22 protein-coding genes are annotated in these 18,254 nt (G+C 69.8%); 9 read left to right on the top strand and 13 right to left on the bottom strand.

Annotation, left to right across the window (positions count from 1 at the left end):
* Positions 1–43 precede the first annotated feature (43 nt).
* The 4 genes from ACFOPI_RS14700 to ACFOPI_RS14715 are packed head-to-tail and all read left to right on the top strand — an operon-like array spanning position 44 to position 2,656.
* Entirely contained in the window at positions 44–925 is an 882-nt protein-coding gene (locus ACFOPI_RS14700; protein WP_382175152.1) for an EamA family transporter, read from the top strand.
* Positions 925–1,779, top strand: a complete 855-nt coding sequence (locus ACFOPI_RS14705) for a DUF429 domain-containing protein (protein ID WP_382175155.1) — start codon at positions 925–927, stop codon at positions 1,777–1,779. The genes ACFOPI_RS14700 and ACFOPI_RS14705 overlap by 1 nt, the downstream gene beginning before the upstream one ends.
* 23 nt (positions 1,780–1,802) lie before the next feature.
* Complete coding sequence (locus ACFOPI_RS14710) at positions 1,803–2,291, top strand: 6,7-dimethyl-8-ribityllumazine synthase (RefSeq protein ID WP_382175158.1); 489 nt, start codon at positions 1,803–1,805, stop codon at positions 2,289–2,291.
* An 11-nt stretch (positions 2,292–2,302) separates the two neighbouring features.
* Positions 2,303–2,656: a DUF1161 domain-containing protein gene (locus tag ACFOPI_RS14715; RefSeq protein WP_382175161.1), complete on the top strand. Its 354-nt coding sequence runs from the start codon at positions 2,303–2,305 to the stop codon at positions 2,654–2,656.
* 15 nt (positions 2,657–2,671) lie between these two features.
* Here the strand turns inward: ACFOPI_RS14715 and ACFOPI_RS14720 are convergent, their stop codons facing one another.
* The 3 genes from ACFOPI_RS14720 to ACFOPI_RS14730 all read right to left on the bottom strand — a co-directional run bounded on the left by ACFOPI_RS14720 (position 2,672) and on the right by ACFOPI_RS14730 (position 5,354).
* Positions 2,672–3,517 (bottom strand): enoyl-CoA hydratase-related protein, encoded by an 846-nt coding sequence (locus tag ACFOPI_RS14720; RefSeq protein WP_382175163.1) that lies wholly within the window; start codon positions 3,515–3,517, stop codon positions 2,672–2,674.
* Positions 3,480–4,718, bottom strand: a complete 1,239-nt coding sequence (locus ACFOPI_RS14725; protein ID WP_382175166.1) for a Y-family DNA polymerase — start codon at positions 4,716–4,718, stop codon at positions 3,480–3,482. Before ACFOPI_RS14725 ends, ACFOPI_RS14720 begins: the two co-directional genes overlap by 38 nt.
* Before the next feature lie 99 nt (positions 4,719–4,817).
* The gene (locus ACFOPI_RS14730; protein WP_382175169.1) at positions 4,818–5,354 is read right to left on the bottom strand and encodes an anti-sigma factor domain-containing protein; all 537 of its coding nucleotides are present in this window, start codon (positions 5,352–5,354) and stop codon (positions 4,818–4,820) included.
* 153 nt (positions 5,355–5,507) lie between these two features.
* Between ACFOPI_RS14730 and ACFOPI_RS14735 the strand changes: the two genes are divergently transcribed.
* Together ACFOPI_RS14735 and ACFOPI_RS14740 are read left to right on the top strand one after the other, a co-directional pair.
* A complete protein-coding gene (locus tag ACFOPI_RS14735) occupies positions 5,508–6,764 on the top strand; it encodes a hypothetical protein (RefSeq protein ID WP_382175172.1) in 1,257 nt (418 codons plus the stop codon).
* Positions 6,765–6,867: 103 nt separating this feature from the next.
* The gene (locus ACFOPI_RS14740; protein ID WP_382175174.1) at positions 6,868–7,881 is read left to right on the top strand and encodes a BLUF domain-containing protein; all 1,014 of its coding nucleotides are present in this window, start codon (positions 6,868–6,870) and stop codon (positions 7,879–7,881) included.
* Between the two features lie 17 nt (positions 7,882–7,898).
* On the opposite strand, the gene ACFOPI_RS14745 is transcribed toward ACFOPI_RS14740, so the two are convergent.
* The 5 genes from ACFOPI_RS14745 to ACFOPI_RS14765 all read right to left on the bottom strand — a co-directional run bounded on the left by ACFOPI_RS14745 (position 7,899) and on the right by ACFOPI_RS14765 (position 11,800).
* The gene (locus ACFOPI_RS14745) at positions 7,899–9,053 is read right to left on the bottom strand and encodes an alpha-hydroxy acid oxidase (RefSeq protein ID WP_382175177.1); all 1,155 of its coding nucleotides are present in this window, start codon (positions 9,051–9,053) and stop codon (positions 7,899–7,901) included.
* Positions 9,054–9,163: 110 nt separating this feature from the next.
* Positions 9,164–10,546 (bottom strand): sensor histidine kinase, encoded by a 1,383-nt coding sequence (locus ACFOPI_RS14750; RefSeq protein ID WP_382175180.1) that lies wholly within the window; start codon positions 10,544–10,546, stop codon positions 9,164–9,166.
* A gap of 9 nt (positions 10,547–10,555) precedes the next feature.
* Positions 10,556–10,933: a response regulator gene (locus ACFOPI_RS14755; protein WP_382175183.1), complete on the bottom strand. Its 378-nt coding sequence runs from the start codon at positions 10,931–10,933 to the stop codon at positions 10,556–10,558.
* A 75-nt stretch (positions 10,934–11,008) separates the two neighbouring features.
* Positions 11,009–11,317: a BON domain-containing protein gene (locus ACFOPI_RS14760; protein WP_382175185.1), complete on the bottom strand. Its 309-nt coding sequence runs from the start codon at positions 11,315–11,317 to the stop codon at positions 11,009–11,011.
* A gap of 51 nt (positions 11,318–11,368) precedes the next feature.
* Positions 11,369–11,800, bottom strand: coding sequence for a BON domain-containing protein (locus tag ACFOPI_RS14765; RefSeq protein WP_382175188.1), 432 nt, complete (start codon positions 11,798–11,800; stop codon positions 11,369–11,371).
* A gap of 277 nt (positions 11,801–12,077) precedes the next feature.
* Between ACFOPI_RS14765 and ACFOPI_RS14770 the strand changes: the two genes are divergently transcribed.
* Positions 12,078–12,710 carry a response regulator gene (locus tag ACFOPI_RS14770; RefSeq protein ID WP_382175191.1) on the top strand — a complete coding sequence of 211 codons (633 nt, stop codon included), beginning with the start codon at positions 12,078–12,080 and terminating at the stop codon, positions 12,708–12,710.
* A gap of 49 nt (positions 12,711–12,759) precedes the next feature.
* On the top strand, positions 12,760–13,677 hold the full coding sequence (locus tag ACFOPI_RS14775) for a YihY/virulence factor BrkB family protein (protein ID WP_382175194.1): 918 nt from the start codon (positions 12,760–12,762) through the stop codon (positions 13,675–13,677).
* Between the two features lie 86 nt (positions 13,678–13,763).
* Here the strand turns inward: ACFOPI_RS14775 and ACFOPI_RS14780 are convergent, their stop codons facing one another.
* From ACFOPI_RS14780 to ACFOPI_RS14800, 5 genes are all read right to left on the bottom strand, one after another.
* Positions 13,764–14,411 (bottom strand): hypothetical protein, encoded by a 648-nt coding sequence (locus tag ACFOPI_RS14780; RefSeq protein WP_382175197.1) that lies wholly within the window; start codon positions 14,409–14,411, stop codon positions 13,764–13,766.
* On the bottom strand, positions 14,408–14,773 hold the full coding sequence (locus ACFOPI_RS14785; protein WP_382175200.1) for a phage holin family protein: 366 nt from the start codon (positions 14,771–14,773) through the stop codon (positions 14,408–14,410). The genes ACFOPI_RS14780 and ACFOPI_RS14785 overlap by 4 nt, the downstream gene beginning before the upstream one ends.
* Before the next feature lie 38 nt (positions 14,774–14,811).
* Complete coding sequence (locus ACFOPI_RS14790; RefSeq protein WP_382175203.1) at positions 14,812–15,234, bottom strand: hypothetical protein; 423 nt, start codon at positions 15,232–15,234, stop codon at positions 14,812–14,814.
* 55 nt (positions 15,235–15,289) lie between these two features.
* Positions 15,290–15,451, bottom strand: a complete 162-nt coding sequence (locus ACFOPI_RS14795) for a DUF1328 domain-containing protein (protein WP_382175206.1) — start codon at positions 15,449–15,451, stop codon at positions 15,290–15,292.
* Between the two features lie 86 nt (positions 15,452–15,537).
* A complete protein-coding gene (locus ACFOPI_RS14800) occupies positions 15,538–16,725 on the bottom strand; it encodes an AI-2E family transporter (protein WP_382175209.1) in 1,188 nt (395 codons plus the stop codon).
* Positions 16,726–16,935: 210 nt separating this feature from the next.
* Here ACFOPI_RS14800 and ACFOPI_RS14805 point away from each other — a divergent pair, with 210 nt between their 5' ends.
* The gene (locus ACFOPI_RS14805; protein ID WP_382175212.1) at positions 16,936–18,249 is read left to right on the top strand and encodes a hypothetical protein; all 1,314 of its coding nucleotides are present in this window, start codon (positions 16,936–16,938) and stop codon (positions 18,247–18,249) included.
* Positions 18,250–18,254 lie beyond the last annotated feature (5 nt).

Here is an 18,254-nt window from a genome sequence, read left to right on the forward strand (position 1 = left end):
AGTGCCCCGCTGGCGGGCCTGCGGTCTTTCTTTTGGTTTTCGAGTGACCCCCACCGCCTTCGCGCTCATCGTGCTCGCCGGCCTGATCCACGCCGGCTGGAACATCGTCGCCAAGAAGGCCGCGGGGGATGCGCGCTTCGCCTTCTTCACCGCCTTCATCATGATGCTGCTCTGGGCACCGCTGGGCTGGTGGCTGGGGCGCGACGTGGTGCCGACCTGGGGCCGCACCGAGTGGGCGCTGGTGGTCGCCAGTGGCGTGCTGCATGTCTTCTATTACGTCATCCTGCTGCGCGGCTACCGCAAGGCCGACCTCACGGTGGTCTACCCGCTGGCGCGCGGCAGCGGGCCGCTGCTGTCGTCGCTGGTGGCCATCGTCTTCCTGGGCGAGCGCATCTCGGCGCTGGGTGCGGCGGGCATCGCCGGCGTGGTGCTGGGTGTGTTCCTGATCGCGGGTGGTCCGGGTCTGTGGCGCGCGGCGCACGACCCGGTGGCGCGCCAGCGGGTGCGTAAGGGCATGTTCTATGGCGTGCTGACCGGCGCCTTCATCGCCTCCTACACCCTGGTCGACGGCTATGCGGTGCGCTGGCTGCTGATGTCGCCCATCCTGGTGGACTACATGGGCAACTTCGTGCGCGTGGCCCTGCTGGCGCCGGCCGTGCTGCGCGACCGCGCCACGGCCTGGGTGCTGTGGCAGAAACAGTGGCGCTACGCACTGGCCGTCGCGGCGGTCAGCCCCATCGCCTACGTGCTGGTGCTCTACGCGATGCAGCAGGCGCCGCTGTCGCACGTGGCGCCCGCGCGCGAGGTGTCGATGCTGTTCGCGGCGCTGATCGGCGGCCAGTTGCTGGGCGAGGGCGAGCGCGGTCCGCGTATCCTGGGCGCCTGCTGCATCGCCGCCGGCGTGGCGGCGCTGGGACTCGGGTGATGGCGATGGGCGCCACCACCGTCTCCCTGCTGGGCTGCGACTTCACCAGCGCACCCTCGAAGCGCAAGCCGGTCACGCTGGCCGTGGGCCGCAGCGACCGCGGGCGCGTGCTGCTGGAGCGCATCGAGAGCTTCGAAACCCTGGACGCCTGGCAGGCCCGGCTGGCCGAGTCGCCCGACGGCGGCTGGGTCGGTGGTTTCGATCTGCCGTTCGGCCTTCCGCGCGAGCTGGTCGAAACCCTGGGCTGGCCGACCGCCTGGCGCGACTGCATGGCGCACTACGCGTCGCTGTCCAGGGAGCAGATCCGCGACACCTTCGCCGCCTTCTGCGACGCGCGCCCGGTCGGCGGCAAGTTCGCCCACCGGGCCACCGACGGCCCGGCCGGATCGAGCCCCAGCATGAAATGGGTCAACCCGCCGGTGGCTTTCATGCTGCACGCGGGCGTGCCGCGCCTGATCACCGCCGGTGCGAGCCTGCCGGGCCTGCACGAGGGCGACCCGCGGCGCGTCGCGCTGGAGGCCTACCCGGGCCTGCTGGCGCGCAGCGTGCTCGGCAGCAGCTCGTACAAGAGCGACGACCGGGCCAAGCAGACGCCCGAGCGCCTGATCGCACGCAAGCACCTGATCCACACGCTGGAACTGGGCGACGCGCCGCTGCTAAGAGCCGCCGGCCTGCGCCTGAAGCTCAGCCACGCCCAGCGCGACGCCCTGGCCGACGATGCCAGCGGCGACGCCCTTGACGCGGTGCTCTGCCTGCTGCAGGCGGCCTGGGCGCTGCAGCAGCACACCTTGGGTCACCCTTGTTACGGTCTGCCACCGTTCGACCCGCTCGAAGGCTGGATCGTCGGGTCCTGACATCCCGGACAATACCGGCACCCATGAGCACCTCCACACCAGTCTCCCTTCCCGCCGATCTGCGGTTTGCCTTCGTCGAAGCCGTCTGGCACGCCGACATCGTCCAGCAGGCGCGCGACGCCTTCCTCGCCCGCATGGCCGAAGCCGGCGTCGGCCCGGAGCGCATCGACTTGTTCGACGTGCCCGGTGCGTTCGAGATTCCGCTGCACGCCCAGCGCCTGGCGCGCTCGGGCCGATACGCCGCCGTGGTCGGCAGCGCGCTGGTGGTCGACGACGGCATCTACCGCTTCGACGCGCTGATGCAGACCGTGGTCCAGAGCATGATGAGCGTGCAGCTGGACACCGGCGTGCCCATGATCCTGGCCGTGCACACGCCGCACCACTTCCGTGAACACGCCGAGCACCGCAAGTACTTCCTGCGCCATTTCGCGGTCAAGGGCACCGAGGCCGCCGAGGCCTGCCTGCAGACGGTGGCCGGGCTGCGGCGGCTGGATGGCCTGCTGGCGTCCTGAAAGGCGGCACCATGAGGACCACACGCTGGACCGCCCTGGGCCTGGGACTGATGGCGGGCGGTGCGTTCGCCGGTGACATCTGCGAGCCCCTGCGCGAGCACATCGAATTCCAGATCGCCGGCACCGGTGCCACCGGTTTTGCGGTGATCGTGGTGGACGCGGACGCAGAGGTGGCGGGCAAGGTGGTTGGCACCTGTGCCCGCGGTGCGCGCAAGCTGGTTTATGTGCGGGCCAGCGGCGCTCAGGCCACCGGCCGCCCGGCCCGGCCGGCGGCCACCGTGGTTTCGCGCACGGAGGATGCAGACATCATCACCGAGTGCCGCGACGGCACCGTGGTGCGCGGAAACGCCAGCTGCAAGCCCTGAGCGGCTGCCGCGCGGTCAGCCCAGTTCCCTGAAGGACTGCAGCGCCGACAGCGGCGTGAACTGGCCGGCGCGCTTGTCCTTCATCGCGGTGATCGACTCGCGCACGTGCGCGTTGCTCCAGATCGCACCCTGCAGCCAGCCCATCTGGCGCAGGCTGTCCTCCACGCTGTGGTCGCGCGCATAGGTCACGGCCTGCTTGGTGCCCCAGATGGCAATCGGCGGCTTGCTGGCAATCTCTTTCGCGCACTGCAGCGCGGCGGCCAGCATCGCCTCGGGCGTGTCGAACACCTCATTGACCAGCCCGTACGCCAGCGCCTTAGCGGCCGGCAGGCGGCGGCCGGTATAGGCCATCTCTTTCACCACGGCGAACGGCACCAGCTTCGGCAGTCGCTGCAAGGTGCCCACGTCGGCCACCATGCCGATGTTGATTTCCTGGATGCAGAAGAAGGCGTCCTGCGTCGCGTATCGGATGCAGCCGGTGGTGACCATGTCCACCGCGCCGCCGATGCAGCCGCCCTGGATGGCGAAGATCACCGGGCAGCGCAGCGCTTCGATCTTCGTGAAGGTCGCCTGCATGTCGGTCAGCAGGTCGAATATGGCGGCGCGGCCTTCCGGGCTCTGGTCGTCCATCTGGATGGCACCGGCAAAGGTCTCCAGCGCCATGCCGGCCGAGAAGTGCTTGCCGGTGGAACTGATCACCAGGGCACGGGCCTTTCCCTCGCGGTGCAGCGCGGTGACGATGTCGTCCAGCTCGCGCCAGAAGGTCGGGTGCATGGTGTTCATCGCCTCGGGGCGGTTCATCACCAGGTGGGCAATGTGCCCGTCAATCCAGTTCAGGGAAAAGCAGGTCGGTGCGCTCATCGTCGGCTCTCGGTGGTCGGGGGGAAGGGGTCGCGCCACTGTAGTGCGGCGCCTCGGCCTCTTCTGTCCCGGGTTTGACCAGCTTGCCCACGCGCACCCCCAGCAGCCGGAAGCGCCGCGACAGGTCCACCCGCTTGAGGCAGAGGCCTGCGTGGCGGCGGATCACCGCCGCGTCGGCCGTGGGCACAGCGATGGTGGTGTCGCGCGTGACCTTCTCGAAGTTGTCGAAGGTGATCTTGATGCCGATGGTGCGCCCGGTGTAGCCCTTGCGCTGCAGGTCGGCGGCCACCTGTTCGCACAGCCGCGTGAGCACGGCGCCGGCCTCGGCCCGGTCGCGCACCGCGTGCAGGTCGCGGTCGAAGGTGGTCTCGCGGCTCATGCTGACGGGTTCGCTCTCGGTCTCCACCGGCCGGTCGTCGCGGCCCCATGCGGATTCGTGCAGCCAGGCGCCGTAGCTCTTGCCGAAGGTCGCAATCAGCCAGTGCTTCTCGCGTGCCGCCAGTTCGCCGATGGTGTGGATGCCGTGGCTCTGCAGCTTCGCGTCCGCCTTGGGTCCGACGCCGTTGATCTTGCTGCAGGGCAGGGGCCAGATCATGGCTTCCAGGTCTTCCGGACGCACGATGCTGATGCCGTTGGGCTTGTTGAACTCGCTGGCCATCTTGGCCAGCAGCTTGTTGGGCGCCACGCCGATGGAGCAGGTCAGGCCGGTGGCCTGGAAGATGGATTTCTGGATCAACCGCGCCAGCACCCGCCCGCCCTCGCGCTGGCCGCCCGGCACGTCGGTGAAGTCGATGTAGACCTCGTCCACGCCGCGGTCCTGCATCACCGGCGCGATCTCCAGGATGGTTTGCTTGAACAGGCGGGAGAGGCGCTTGACCTCTTCAAAGTCCACTGGCAGCAGGATGGCGTCGGGGCACAGCTTGGCGGCCTTCATCAGTCCCATGGCTGAGCCCACGCCGAACTGCCGCGCCGCGTAGGTCGCGGTGGTGGCCACGCCGCGGCCGGCGTAGTCCTTCAGCCGCGGGAAAAATTCGGGCGGAATGCGGTCCAGCGTGGCTGGTCCCCACTCGCGTTCGGGGTACGCCTGGCGCAGCCGCTCGAACATCTCGGCCTCGCGCCGGCGCCCGCCGCCGATCACCATGGGCAGGCCCTTGAGCTGCGGGTAGCGCAGCAGCTCGACCGACGCGTAGAACGCGTCCATGTCGAGATGGGCGATGCGGCGGGGACGGGGCGCTGGCTCGGTCACGGTGCCGCGAGCATAGCGCCGCAGCGCCCGGCCAAGACCGCCCCGTCGCGGCCCTTATATGGCCTTGTGCACCAGGGCGCCCTTGAACAGCCAGGGCAGGCGGGGGCCCTGGGCCTCGGGCACACCGCCCTTGTCCTCGACGCTGATCGCCAGCTCGGCCACACCGGCCAGCGACGCTTCCTGCGCGGGCAGTTGCAGGGTTTTGAACTTGCTCTCGATCACGCCCAGCGAACGGGGTGGCTGACCGTCCTTCACCGCCCACAGCTGCATGCTGTCCTCGCGGCCTTCCTTGACCTCGTTCAGGCGCTGCAGTTGCAGCACGCCGGTTTGCGGGTCCATGGTCACGAGCATGGCTGGGGCGCCTTGGTCGTCAAGCAGCACTGCGATGTGGCGGATCTGCGGCACGTTGGCCACCTTGGCCTGCAGGTGGCCCACCTGCGCCTTGAGCTGCTCGTAGAGGCTGGCGCTGGCAGCCCAGCCCAGCATCAGCACCAGCAGCAGGACGATGGCCAGCGCGCGCCACCACGGCGAGACGCGGCGGCTGGCAGGGGAGCGGGGGGTGTCGGTCTGGACAGTGTGCGGATCGTTCATGCCGGAAGTATGCCCGCGAGGGGACGGGGGGCTCCGGGCACGGCCCGACACCCGCGGCGGTACACTGCGCCGCTTGCTGAACGCTGTCCACCGCCTGCGGCGTCCGCATCCGTTGCTATAGAAGCGGTAGTCCCTCCTCCTTCACTGCCAGCCATGCAAGTTCTCGAAGTGGCGATCTGGTCTGCCATGGCGGGTGTCCTGCTGACGCTGGCCATGGCGGCCACACTCGATGTGGTCACGCGGCCCAGCGTTCCGTCGGCCCGTTCGTGGCTGAGCCTGGTGCTCACGGGCGGCGCCTGCATCCTGATGTCGGGCTTGCCGGAAGCGCTGTGGCCCGCCTGGAATCACATCGACTGGTTGCCGCTGAAGGCGACGATGGGGCCCTTGTGCGGCGCGCTGGCGATGACCTACCTCGGGCTGTGGTCGGGCCTGCGCCGTGAAGACCTGCTGGTGCGCCGCATCATGGGGCCGGGCGCGTCGGTGCTGCTCACCGGCACCTTCGTGCTGCTGGGTCTGGTGGTGGCCGGTCTGCCGGCCGACACGGTGCTCATGCTGACGGCCGCGGTCAACAGCCTGGCGGTGCTCATGGGGGTGCTGATCGCCGTGCGCAGTGTGACGCTGGGCGACCAGCTCTCGCGCTGGATGGTGCTGGCCTGCCTCTGCCTGGCCCAGATGACGGCCGGGCTCTATGCCAAGGGCCTGGGCATGGACATGGGCAACGCCTACTGGGCGCTCACCGCGTGGGCCACCGTCGGCTACTTCACCACCGTGGTGGTGCTGGTGCGCATGCGCAGCCGCCACTTTCGGCAGCTCCGGCGCCAGGCCGCCGGCCAGGTACCGGCGATGACCTCTGTAGCCCTGCCGGGTGGTGCCCATCTGGTGGCCCGCGTGGAGGACGCGCTCTGGCGCAGCCAGCGCATGGGCCGACCCTGCCTGGTGGCCGCGGTGTCGGTGTCCAACCTGTACGCCTACCGCGAGTCGCCGGTCATGAACCCGGAGGGGGAAATCCTCGTGGCGTTGTCCGCGCGCATCCGCCAGCTGGTGGGCTTTCGCAATGTCGTGGGCCTGTACCACCAGCGCTGCTTCGTGCTGGCCATCTCGGCTGTGCAGGATCCGACGCGCGCCGAGCTGGTGACGGAGCGGGTGCTGCGCGAGCTGCGCATGTCGGTCAGTGTCGGGCCTGATCCGCTGTCCATGCCGTTCCAGCCCGAGGTGGCGGTCGGCGTGGTCGACGTGCCGGCGGGCACCGAAGAATCGGCCTCGGTCCGCATCATCAATCTGGCCGAACAGCTGGCTCTGCGTGCGCACGACGAGCCCGAACGGGCGCTGCGGCGCACCTGGGTGCTGCGGCCGGACGCCCCGGTGGCGCTGTCGCCCTGGCTGGCCGAGACCCAGCCGGCCAGCCTCTGAGCGCCGGGCAGCGCCCGCTGCCGCTGCGTCAAAACCCCGGCCGGCATGACATCCTGCACAGGCGGTGCGTGATGGGTGGCTGGTTACAGGGGGACAATTTCGCATGAGCTCCGTGCCTCAGGATCCCGACAACACCGACTGGCCCGACAGCGGCAGTGAGCCGTCGCGCCAGGACCTGGGCCGACTCATCTACGCCAGCATCTGCCAGGTCGACGGCCCGGTGCTTGACGAGATGCGCCGCATCCGCGACCACGCTGTGGTCAACAACCAGGCCCACAACATCCGCGTCGCGCTGATGCACCGCTGCGGCTGGTTCGTCGAGTGGATCGAGGGGCCGCCCGACGGCATCCGGGCGCTGATGGAGCGTGTCGCGCTCGACCCGCGCCACCGCAGTCTGCGGGTGGTGCACGAGAGCCTGGGCAAGCCGCGCCTGTTCAAGCCCTGGATCGGCTCCATTGCCGAGGCCACCGAGAGCACCGGCGAGTTCGCGCGCCGCGTGATGGCGCTGCACGAGCGCCACCAGAAGGGCAAGGGCTACGAGCCGGCCAGCGTCTGGCGCAGCCTGTGTTCACCGCTGCCGGGCCATGTCGAGGTGGCGGCTGCGAGCGAGGGCAGCTACCAGCGGGTGATGCTGATGTCGGCCGCCCGCACCGACGCCTTCGACCTGCTGCGCTGGCTGGCCACCCGCGAGAAGCGGGGGGTGGTGCACCGGCGTTTTGCCGGTGCGGCGCGCGACGCGCTGGACGTGGAGAGCGACTACCTCGACCTGCCGCAACAGGCGGCGGCCGGGCGACGGCTGATCGCCAACGCCCGCAAGGGGCTGGCGATGGGCATGACGCACGCCTTCCTGCCCGACTACGCGGCCCTGGTCATCGTGCTGGACACCGACGCCGAGCGCAACGAACACCTGCTGGACCGGTTGCTGAGGGCCTGCCAGCACGTGGCCCACCAGCCAGTCATCGTCGGCCTGGGGGCCGACAGCTGGTTCAGCGACTCGTTGCGCAGCGCCACCGAAGCGCGCGGACTGCGCTGGGTCGAGGCGCGCACCGGCGACCGGGCCCACGACATGGCCACCCTGTGGTGGGCCCTGAAACGAGTTCTCGACGCGCTGACCTGAGACCCCCACGCTCGGCTTCAGGCGGTCGGGTAGGTGCCCGGCAGCAGGATGGAGGTGTCCACGTTCCGGATGTTGGTGTGGCCGCAGAAGGCCATGGTCACGTCCAGTTCCTTGTGGATGATCTGCAGCGCCTTGAACACGCCTTCTTCACCCATCGCGCCCAGGCCGTAGACCATGGCGCGGCCGATCATGGTGCCGCGTGCGCCCAGGGCCCAGGCCTTGAGCACGTCTTGGCCGCTGCGGATGCCGCCGTCCATCCATACCTCGATCTGGTCGCCCACCGCGGCCACGATGGCCGGCAGCGCCTCGATGCTGCTGGGCGCGCCGTCGAGCTGGCGACCGCCGTGGTTGCTCACCACGATGGCGTCTGCGCCGCTGGCCACGGCCAGTTTCGCGTCCTCCACGTCCATGATGCCCTTGAGGATCAGCTTGCCGCCCCACTGCGCCTTGACCCAGGCCACATCTTCCCAGGACAGCGTCGGGTCGAACTGCTCGTTCGTCCAAGAGGCCAGCGACTTCATGTCGCTCACCGCCTTCACATGGCCCACCAGGTTGCCGAAGCTGTGTCGCTTCGTGCCGGCCATCCCCAGGCACCAGCGCGGCTTGGTCATCAGGTTGATGATGTTGGCGATCGTCGGCTTGGGCGGGGCGGTGAGGCCGTTTTTCAGGTCCTTGTGGCGCTGGCCGATCACCTGCAGGTCCAGCGTCAGCACCAGGGCGCTGCACTTGGCGTTGCGCGCGCGCTCGATCATGCGGGCCATGGCCTCGCGGTCGCGCATCATGTAGAGCTGGAACCAGAACGGCGCGCTGGTGTGCTGTGCGATGTCCTCGATCGAGCAGATGCTCATGGTCGAGAGCGTGAACGGGATGCCGAAGCGCTCGGCCGCCTTGGCCGCCTTGATCTCGCCGTCGGCGCTCTGCATGCCGGTCAGGCCCACGGGCGCGATGCACACCGGCATCTTCACGTCCTGGCCCACCATCTTCGTGGCCGTGCTGCGGTTTTCCATGTTCACCGCCACGCGCTGGCGCAGCTTGATCTTCTGGAAGTCCTCGCTGTTGGCGCGGTAGGTGCCTTCGGTCCACGAGCCGGAATCGGCGTAGTCGTAGAACATGCGCGGCACGCGCTTCTCGGCCAGCACGCGCAGGTCTTCGATGTTGGTGATCACGGGCATGGGATGTCTCCGGGGTGGGCTTGAATGCTCCTGATCGTAGCGGCGGCGGTGGCGCGCGCCGATTGAAAACCGCTTTCCGTCTTTGAAATTTGCTGCGGGGGCGGCCCGGCTCAGGCCTGCGCCGGCCGGGAGGGCAGCGTCGCGACGATGGTGGTGCCGGCGCCGGGCGCGCTGTCCACCCGCAGCGTGCCGCCGTGCGACTCCACCCGCACGCGCATGCCCAGCAGCCCGTGGCGGCCGTGCGGCACGCGCTGCGGGTCGAAGCCCTTGCCGTTGTCGTGCACGCTCAGCCGCACCGTGGCGCCATCGGCCTGCAGGCGCACCCAGGCCTCGGTGCAGCCGGCGTACTTGCCGATGTTGGTGAGCGATTCCTGCGCAATGCGGTAGAGCGCGAGCTGCGCGGGTTTGTCCAGGGCCACGTCCTGCAGCTCGGCGTGCACCGGCTTGTCCAGCCGCTCGGCCATCTCGCGGCACAGGATCTCCAGCGCCTGCACCAGGCCCAGCTGCGACAGCGCGGACGGGTGCAGGTCTTCGATGATGCGGCGCTTGAGGGCGATGCCCTCGCCCAGGCGGGCCTCGATCGCCAGGATGCGCTCGACCGCTTTGGCAGGCAGGTCGGGCTGGCGGCGCAGCCGGGCAAAGTCCAGCTTCATCGACGTCAGCAGCCCGCCCATCTCGTCGTGCAGTTCGCGGGCGATGTGGGCGCGTTCGTCCTCCCGGGCGTTGACCAGGTGGGTGGCCATCTCGGTCAGCTCGGCGGTGCGTTCCTTCACCCGGGCGGCCAGGCGCTGCCCTTCCTCGAGCATCAGCTGGTCGCCGCGGTGCAGCTGGCGCTGGAACAGGAACAGGCCGAGCATGGTGGCCAGCGCCAGCAGGTGCACGGCCACGCGGTTGATCATCAGTGCGTCGTAGAGGTTGACGCGCGCCGTCTGCTGCACCGCGGCCGTCTGCTCCAGCACCTCGGCAAAGGCCTGGCGCAGGGCGTTGCGCCGCTCCAGGCTGGCGCTGCTGGCGGCGGCGGCAATGGCTGGGGCGCGCTCGCCGCGCGCCACCATGTCCATCCAGGCGTCGGTGGTGCGAAGGTGTTCGTCGATCAGGCGCTCGATCGGCTCCACCGACACCGCTTCCTCCGGGACTTCCCGGGTCAGCAGGGCGAAGGCGCTTTCCTTGACCGCGTGCAGCTCCTCCACCGCCGCGCGGTAACGTGCCGCCTCCTGGGGGCTGGCGGTGAGGATGTAGGAGCGAGCGTACAGGCCCACCTCGGTGAGGCGCTGCAGCGTCTCGGCCGACTTCACCCGGGCGTCGGTGAGCGCGATGCCGTTGTCCAGTGTGGCCTCGGAGTGCTGGTAGGCGCTCTCGTTGACGACCATGCCCACCACCCCCAGGGCGATCACGATGGGCATGGTGTAGCGGCCGCGGGCGGCCAGTTCAAAACGGTTGCGGATGCGGTGCACGCGTTCGGCGTCGGGTGTGAGGCTGGGGGGCGGGGGCATGCGGCAGTCTCAGACCTCGGCCAGCTTGTCGCAATAGTCGATCAGGGCGTCCAGGTCGCGGGACTTGTCGAACACCTCGGCCGCGCCCAGCGCCAGACAGCGCCGCCGCACCTCCGGGGTGGCGAAGTTGGAGAGCACCACGCGCCGCGCCCGCATCTGCATGCCCTGCGCCGCTTCCAGCACCCCCAGGCCGCTGCCGGCGGCCAGGAAGACGTCGACGATCACCAGGTCCAGGTCGGTGGCGTGTTCGTGCAGCCCGCGCACCGCGGCTTCCTCAGACGGCGCAGACCCCACGATCCGCACGCTGGTCAGTTCCTCCAGGGTGGCGACCAGGTTGCTGAGGATGGTGGGGTTGTCTTCGACGATGAACGCGCTGAGGGTCGGCATGGAACACGGGCCTGGAAAGTCCTGCAACGATAGCCACTGCGCGCGGCCACCGCTGTAGGACGTGTCTGACACACTTTATTTCACGATGATGTCGTTGGTCACACGCGTGACACCTTTCACGTTGGCCGCAATGGTTTCGGCCTGGTCGCGCTCGGCACTGTTCTTGGCAAAGCCCGAGAGCTGCACCACGCCCTTGAGCGTTTCCACCTTGATGGACATGGCGCTGACGGTCGGGTCTTCGGCGAAGCGCGCCTTGACCTGGGTGGTGATGGTGGTGTCGTCGATGTAGGACCCCACGGTCTGCTGGTCGCGCGCCACGGCGCAGCCGGTGATGGTGACGGTGCCGAGGGCGAGGGCCGAGGCCAGGGCGATGGTCTTGAGCATGTGGATCTCCTGTGTTGGGGGTGATCGTTAGGGGGCTCTGGGGCGGCCCGGTCAGCCCACCACCAGCTTGTTCTGGACCTCGGTCACGCCTTCGACGGCCTTGGCCAGCGTGGTGGCCCGTTCGGCGGCTTCGGCGCTCGGCGCCGGGCCGGTCAGGGAGACGACACCGCCGACGGTGTCGACCTCGATCTTCAAGGCACTGAGCTGGTCGTCAGCGGCCAGTGCGGCCTTGACCTTGGTGGTGATGGCCATGTCCGTCGCCGTGGTGGTCACGGACTGGACCGCCTGTTCACCTTCGCGCTTGATGTCGGCGGCGGTGCTCTCCATGTCCTGCTTGGCCTGCTGCGCGGCCTGCTCGGTGCTGTTGATGGCCCCGTCGATCTTCTGGCCGACCGTGGCGTCTTCCTGTTGACCGCAGGCCGTCAGCGACAGCAGGACGGCGGTGGTGGCGATGACCACTTGTGCTCGGTTGGAAAGTTTCATCTCGTGCTCCTTGAATGGGTTGGCGGAAGGCCGGGCCTCTGCGTGGACCGACCCGTAACAGCCAGGGCGAAGGACTCGCCGCGCTGTGTGGTCACTGTAGAAAACGCAGCGTCCGCGGACTGTCGGCCGGCCCCCTGTGCCGCTGTAGGACATCGCCCCGCCAGGCTGTCGGAGGGGTGTAGGAACCGTCTGACGGACAGCGCGGCGGCCCCGCGCTACATTGGTCGAGCCACCTCCGGGCGGCACGCACGAGAGACCCAGAACACAAGGAGAACGCATGATCCGGATTGGCATCGTCGACGACCACGCGGTGGTGAGGGCCGGGTTGCGGCAGTACCTGGCCGACCACGTTGACCTGCGCGTCACGGGGGAAGCCGCCAACGGCGCCGAGGCGCTGGAGCTGGCCCGGGGTGGCGAGGTGGACGTGCTGCTGCTGGACATCTCCATGCCCGACCAGAGCGGTGTGGACGCGCTCAAGGCCATCAAGACCCGCTTTCCCGACCTGGCCGTGCTCATCCTCAGCGGCTTCCCCGAAGCGCACTACGCCACCAACCTGCTGCGCCTGGGCGCCAGCGGCTACCTCAACAAGGAGTGCGAGCCGGACGAGATCGTGCTGGCCATCCGCACCGTGTCCATGGGCCGCAAGTACATCAGCCAGGCGGTGGCCACGCTGCTGGCCGAAGGTGTGGCCGGTGGCCTGGAACGACCGCCGCACGAACTGCTGTCCGAGCGCGAGCTGCAGGTGTTCCTGCGGCTGGCCAAGGGGGAGACCATCGGCACCATGGCCGAGGCCATGTTCCTGAGCGTGAAAACGGTGAGCACCTACCGCACCCGCGTGCTGGAAAAGCTCAAGCTCTCCAGCAACAGCGAACTCACCTACTACGCAATGACCAACGGGCTGATCCAGTGAGTGCGCGGTCGAAAGCCGGTCACGACGACCTGGCGCGGTCGGGGGGTGCATGAACGCCGCCACTTCGGCCACCACGCAGGCCGTGGCGCCTGAGCCTGCCGTGGCCAAGGGGCGCGACAGGCGCTGGCGGGCGATGCTGCAGGCCACTGTGGCCGGCTGGTCAGACGATCGCGCAGCCAGCATGGGCGCGGCGCTGTCGTTCTACACCTTTTTTTCGATGGCGCCGCTGCTGCTCATCGTGGTGTCGGTGGCCGGTCTGGTGCTCGGCCGCGAGGCCGCCCAGGGCCACCTGATGAACGAACTCGCGGGCCTGGTGGGTGCGGACGCGGCGGCCACCATCGAGGCCCTGCTGGCCAGCGCCCGGGAGCCGGCCGACAGCGTCTGGGCCACGGTGGTGGGCGTGGTCACCATGCTGGTGGGGGCCACGACGGTCTTTGCCGAACTGCAGGGCGCGCTTGACCGCATCTGGGAGTCGCCAGACGTGCCTGCGCGTGGAGGGCTGTGGGCGATTCTGCGCGCGCGGGTGCTCTCGTTCGGCCTCATCCTCGGCCTGGCTTTCCTGCTCATGGTGTCCCTGGTGTTCGGTGCGGCGGTCACCGCCCTGGGGCGCTGGTGGAGCGGGGTGTTCGACCTCTGGGCCTGGCTGGCCCAGGCGCTGAACCTGTTGGTGGGCTTTGGTCTGACGGCGGTGATCTTCGCAATGATCTACAAGCTCATGCCGCGGGTGAGCGTGCAATGGCGCGATGTGTGGACCGGTGCCCTTGTCACCGCGTTGCTCTTCAGCGTGGGCAAGTTGATGATCGGCCTGTACTTGGGTGCCAGCGGGGTGGCGTCCGCCTACGGCGCCGCCGGGTCCATCGTCGTGGTGCTGCTGTGGGTGTACTACTCCGCACAGGTGTTTCTTCTGGGGGCGGAATTCACCTGGGTCTATGCACGTACCCGTGGCTCGCGGCGCCATCTGGCCTGAAGGGTGGCCGCAAGGGTATTTGGACGCGAGACGTGCAGCACGGCGGTTTCCCGCCGTTCGCACGCCATGCGTTCCGACGGTTCCATTCAGGGGTTGTGCAAGCCACCAGGCGTGGCCGATGAGGTCGGTGCTGTCGGTGCGGGGGCCGGTGAAGGGGTGTCCCCGGGTCCGGCAGGGGCGCGGGGTGTGCGTTCTTTCAACCAGGCGGCCAAGGCGCCGACCAGCGCCAACTGCACCGGCGCCTGCGCCAGCTGCTGCCACAGCATGCGGCCCACACGGTGGGGCAGGTCGCGGGTCTGGCGGCGCAGTGAGTGCACCACCCAGGGCCGGGCCATCATCAAGGCGCCGCCCACGGCGGCCGCGGCCGCCAGGCTGGCCCAGGGGTGCCGGCGCACGACCGGCTTCACCTCATCGGCCAAGGCACCCGCTACCAGCTCCACCGACGCGTGCCAGGGCTGGCGGGTCCACCAGCGGCGCGCCAGCGCGCGCGCGGTGCGCCACGCGGCCTGGGGCAGGCCGTCGCGCTGGGCGCGGGCCATGAGTGAATTCATCAGCGAGGCCACCAGGCCCACGACGCCCGCATCACCGCTGGCTGCGTGAGCGCCGCGTTCCGATGGTGCCGGGTACAGCCGCTGGATCAGCAGCGTGCGCGAGGCATCCAGACGCGCGAGCGCCAGCGCCTTGCGCTGGGCGGCTGTCGGCGGTCGTTCGGGCAACGGAGGCTGCGGGTTCATTCTTCGTCCAGGATGCGCAGCGTCGCCAGATCCTGCGCCATCTGCTGGCGCAGGGCGGCGAAGGGTGGTGACTGCTCCAGCCGGTGCGCCCGCCAGGCGAGCAGGGCCGCCAGCAACAGCGGCACCGCGGGGATGAGCACCAGCAGCCAGGGCATGGGCATGGCCGCCAGCGGCACGACGGCCACCGCGATGCCTGCCACACCCGCGAGCCCCAGGGCCAGCACCGCCAGCAGGGCGGCGGCGCTGTTCAGCCCGGCACGGTGCTTCCATTGCGTGCCCCACTCGTCCAGTTCGGCCGAGGCGAGGTCCACGTAGGCGTCGGCATGTTCCAGCACCAGGCCGGGCTGCCGCGCCAGGGCCATGAAGGCGGGGTGTATCACCGTGCGGGCCCTGGCGGGGGTCAGTAGCGCTCGGCGCGGCGGCGGGCGGCCCAGGTCACCAGCAGCGTGGCCGCGGCGCCCGCGGCGGCCGCCATCAGCAGGGCCTTGGCCGGCTCCTGGCGCACGTAGTCGGTGGTGCGCTCGCCCACCTCGTGGGCCTTGTTGGCCACCACCGTGCCGGCGGCGCGGGCCTTGTCGATGCCCGCACGGGCCAGATCTTCGGCGCGGTGGGCGGCGCGGTTGAGGTGCACCGGCACGGCGTCGCGCACCTGGCGCAGGCCGGCCTGGATGCTCGCTTCCGCCTCGGCCGCGGTGCGGCGCGACTCGCTCAGCAGCTCATCGGCCCGGTCGGCGGTGCGGGCCACGGCCTGCTGCGCGGTGTCCACGCCGGCGTCGATCATGTCCTGGGCGTTGTCCATGGTGGTCTTGACTTTGGTGCTCATGCGAATCTCCTGTGGTTGAAAGGAAGGGAATGAAACCGGGCGGTGTGACCGCCCGTCAGCGCTTGATACGTCCGAAGACGAAGGTGACCGCGGCCATGATCAGGAACACGAAGAACAGAATCTTCGCGATGCCGGCGGCGCTGGCGGCAATGCCACCAAAGCCCAGCACGGCGGCGATCAGTGCGATCACGAAGAACACGACGGCGTAATGCAGCATGGCGATCTCCTGGTTGGTTACCGCAGCGCCATTGCTGCGATGGATTCAGTGTGCGCGCGGGTTGCACACGCCGGTGTCGGCCAATGTCAGCGCGGCGTGTAGGACGCTGCCGACACCGCCTTGCGCGGCGGCGCGCTGCTGAACAGCACGTCCAGAAAACGCAGGGGCGCGAGGTGCCGGCCCATCACCACCAGGCACACCGTCAGCGGCGTGGCCAGCACCAGCCCCACCGGCCCCCACAGCAGCGCCCAGAACGCGGCCGAGAGCAGCACCGCCAGCGGCGAGACTCCGGTGGAGCCACCGTAGGCCAGTGGCTCCACCACGTTGTTGCTGACCAGCTCCAGCGTGGCGATCAGGCCCAGCGTCCACAGCACCATCGACCAGCCGGGGTCGACCGCGAACGCCAGCACCAGCGGGAACACCGCACCCAGCGCCGGCCCCAGGTAGGGCACGAAGCGCAGCACCGTGGCCAGGCCGCCCCACAGCCAGGCACCCGGCACCCCGATGCACCACAGCCCCAGGGCCATGGGCACGCCATAGCCCAGGTTCACCATCAGCTGCGCGGTGAGGTAGCGGCTCACGCGCCGGCCCGACTCCGTCAGCGCCTCGGCCATGCGCGGCGTGTCGCCGCCCAGCAGCCGCAGCAGGCGGTCGCGCAGCTCGGCGCGCTGCAGCAGCATGATCACCGCCAGGATCAGCACGAAGGCCACCGTGGCCAGCTGCACGCCCACCGTCATCACCAGGTCGATGGTGCGTTCGCTGCTGCTGCGGGTTTCCACCGCCACCTGTTGCACCTTGGGCGCTGCGGTGCCCGGGGGCTCGAACGCGCGCGTGGTGGTCTCGACCTCGCGCGCCACCATGTCCATCAGCCGCGTCACCTCCCGCGTGGTGCCCGAGGGCGTCAGCGCCGGCCGCAGCTCGCGCAGCTTCTTCTGGATGTTCTGGCGGTGGGTGGGCAGCTCCTGCCCGAGTTCGCCCACCTGCACGGTCGCCACGGCCGTTGCGCCCAGCAGCCCGGCCACAGCCATCGTCATCACCACCCCGACCGCCAGACCCCGCGGCAGCCGGCGGCGCTGCAGCCAGTTCACCGCCGGGTCGAGCACGAACGCCAGCAGCGCCGCCAGCGCCAGCGGAATCAGCAGCGCCTTGCCGAAGTGCAGGCCCAGGATGCCGAGCGCCAGCGCCGCGCCGCAGAGCACGAAGCGCTGCACGCCGGGCATCACCGGCTGGGTGGGTGCCGGTGTGGTGGAAATGACCGTGGGGGGAATGTTCATGGCAAGGGTCCGGAGGTCGCAGGTGACCGGATGTTCCGGTCGCCGGCCGCGTCGGCTTGTCGGCCGCACCCGCGCCGCCGTGTCGGACAGCGCCGACACCGCGGCCGCATGCCTTGCCCGGGGGAATGTGGTGCCCGACGCCGTCTTGGAAGCGCCAGGGGCGCGGCGTATCATGGTTTTGCAGGCCGTCGTCCGCAACGGAGGAACCCCATGGTGCAGCGTTTTTCGAAGCAGCTTGTCCAATCCCTTCAACCCCTGGCGGCGGTCGTCGCGCTGGCGTGCGCACCGCTGGCGGCGCAGGCCCAGACCGCACCCACCCAGCTCTGGATCGACCTGTCCACCTCCACCATGACCGGCATGCCCGAGTTCATGCAGGGCGGCGTGGGTGGCGTCATCGGCGGGCTGTTCGGCGGCAACAAGGGCGGCGGCGGTGGCTCCCACGTCTACGGCCACGCCAGCGGCCGCTTCATCCAGCAGGGCAGCCAGCCGGGGCTCACAGGCGCCTTCCCGCCCAGCCGCGTGATCGACATCGCGCTCTACAACCCGCGCAAGCCCGGCACCGAGGCCGCGCTCTTCGTGCCGCTGACCATGGGCATGGGCGAGTCGCTGCCGCTGGTGCCGCCCAGCCCCAGCTTCAAGGAGCCTGGCGAGGGCGGCCCGACGGAGGTGCCCGAGATCAAGGGCCGCATCCTGATCTACTGGGGCTGCGGCGAGGCGGTGCGCGCCGGCCAGCCCAAGGTCATCAACCTCTCCAACAACCCCGCGGCCTGGGCCGGTGCGCTGGCCGGCCGCATGGCGCCCGAGCGCGCCGCCCGCGTGGGCGCGCAGCACGCGCTTTACCCCAACGAAAAGAACACGGTGAACCCCAAGGCCGACACCTCGCTGCAGGGCGTGCACCAGGTGCGCGGCGAAGGAGTGCCCGAGTCGATGCAGTTCACCCTGGCCGAGCGGCAGGACCTGATGCCCGCCATCCAGCTGCAGCAGCAGGGCGACCCGTCGCAGAGCATCCGCCTGTCCTGGCAGCCGGTGCCGCGCGCCGCCGCCTACCACCTGCACGCCATGGGCATGGCGGGCGACGACATGGTGCTCTGGTCCAGCGCCGACAACGGCGACGCCGGCCTGGGCCTGTTCGACTACCTCACCGAGACCACGGCCACCAAGTGGGTGAAGGACAAGGTGCTGCTCTCGCCCGAGACCACGCAGTGCGCCGTGCCCCAGGGCATCTTCGCGGGCGGGCAGGGCGGCGGCGGCCGGGCCGAGGCGGGCGGCGCCATGCTGCGCATGATGGCCTACGGCCCCGAGAGCCACTTCAGCCACCCGGTGCGCCCGCCCAAGGCACCGAACAACTGGCAACCCGAGTGGGCGGTGCGCGTGCGCGCCAAGAGCCAGACCATGGCAATGCTCGGCATGGACATGGCGGGCATGGCCAGCGGCCGCGACAGCGCGCCGGCACCGGAAGAAAAGCCCGCGGGCGGTCTGCCCGGCGCAGCCGGCAGCATCCTGCGCGGCATCTTCGGGCGCTGACGGAA

Source organism: Hydrogenophaga luteola (assembly GCF_042648585.1).
In the GTDB taxonomy this organism is placed as follows: Bacteria; Pseudomonadota; Gammaproteobacteria; order Burkholderiales; family Burkholderiaceae_C; genus Hydrogenophaga; species Hydrogenophaga luteola.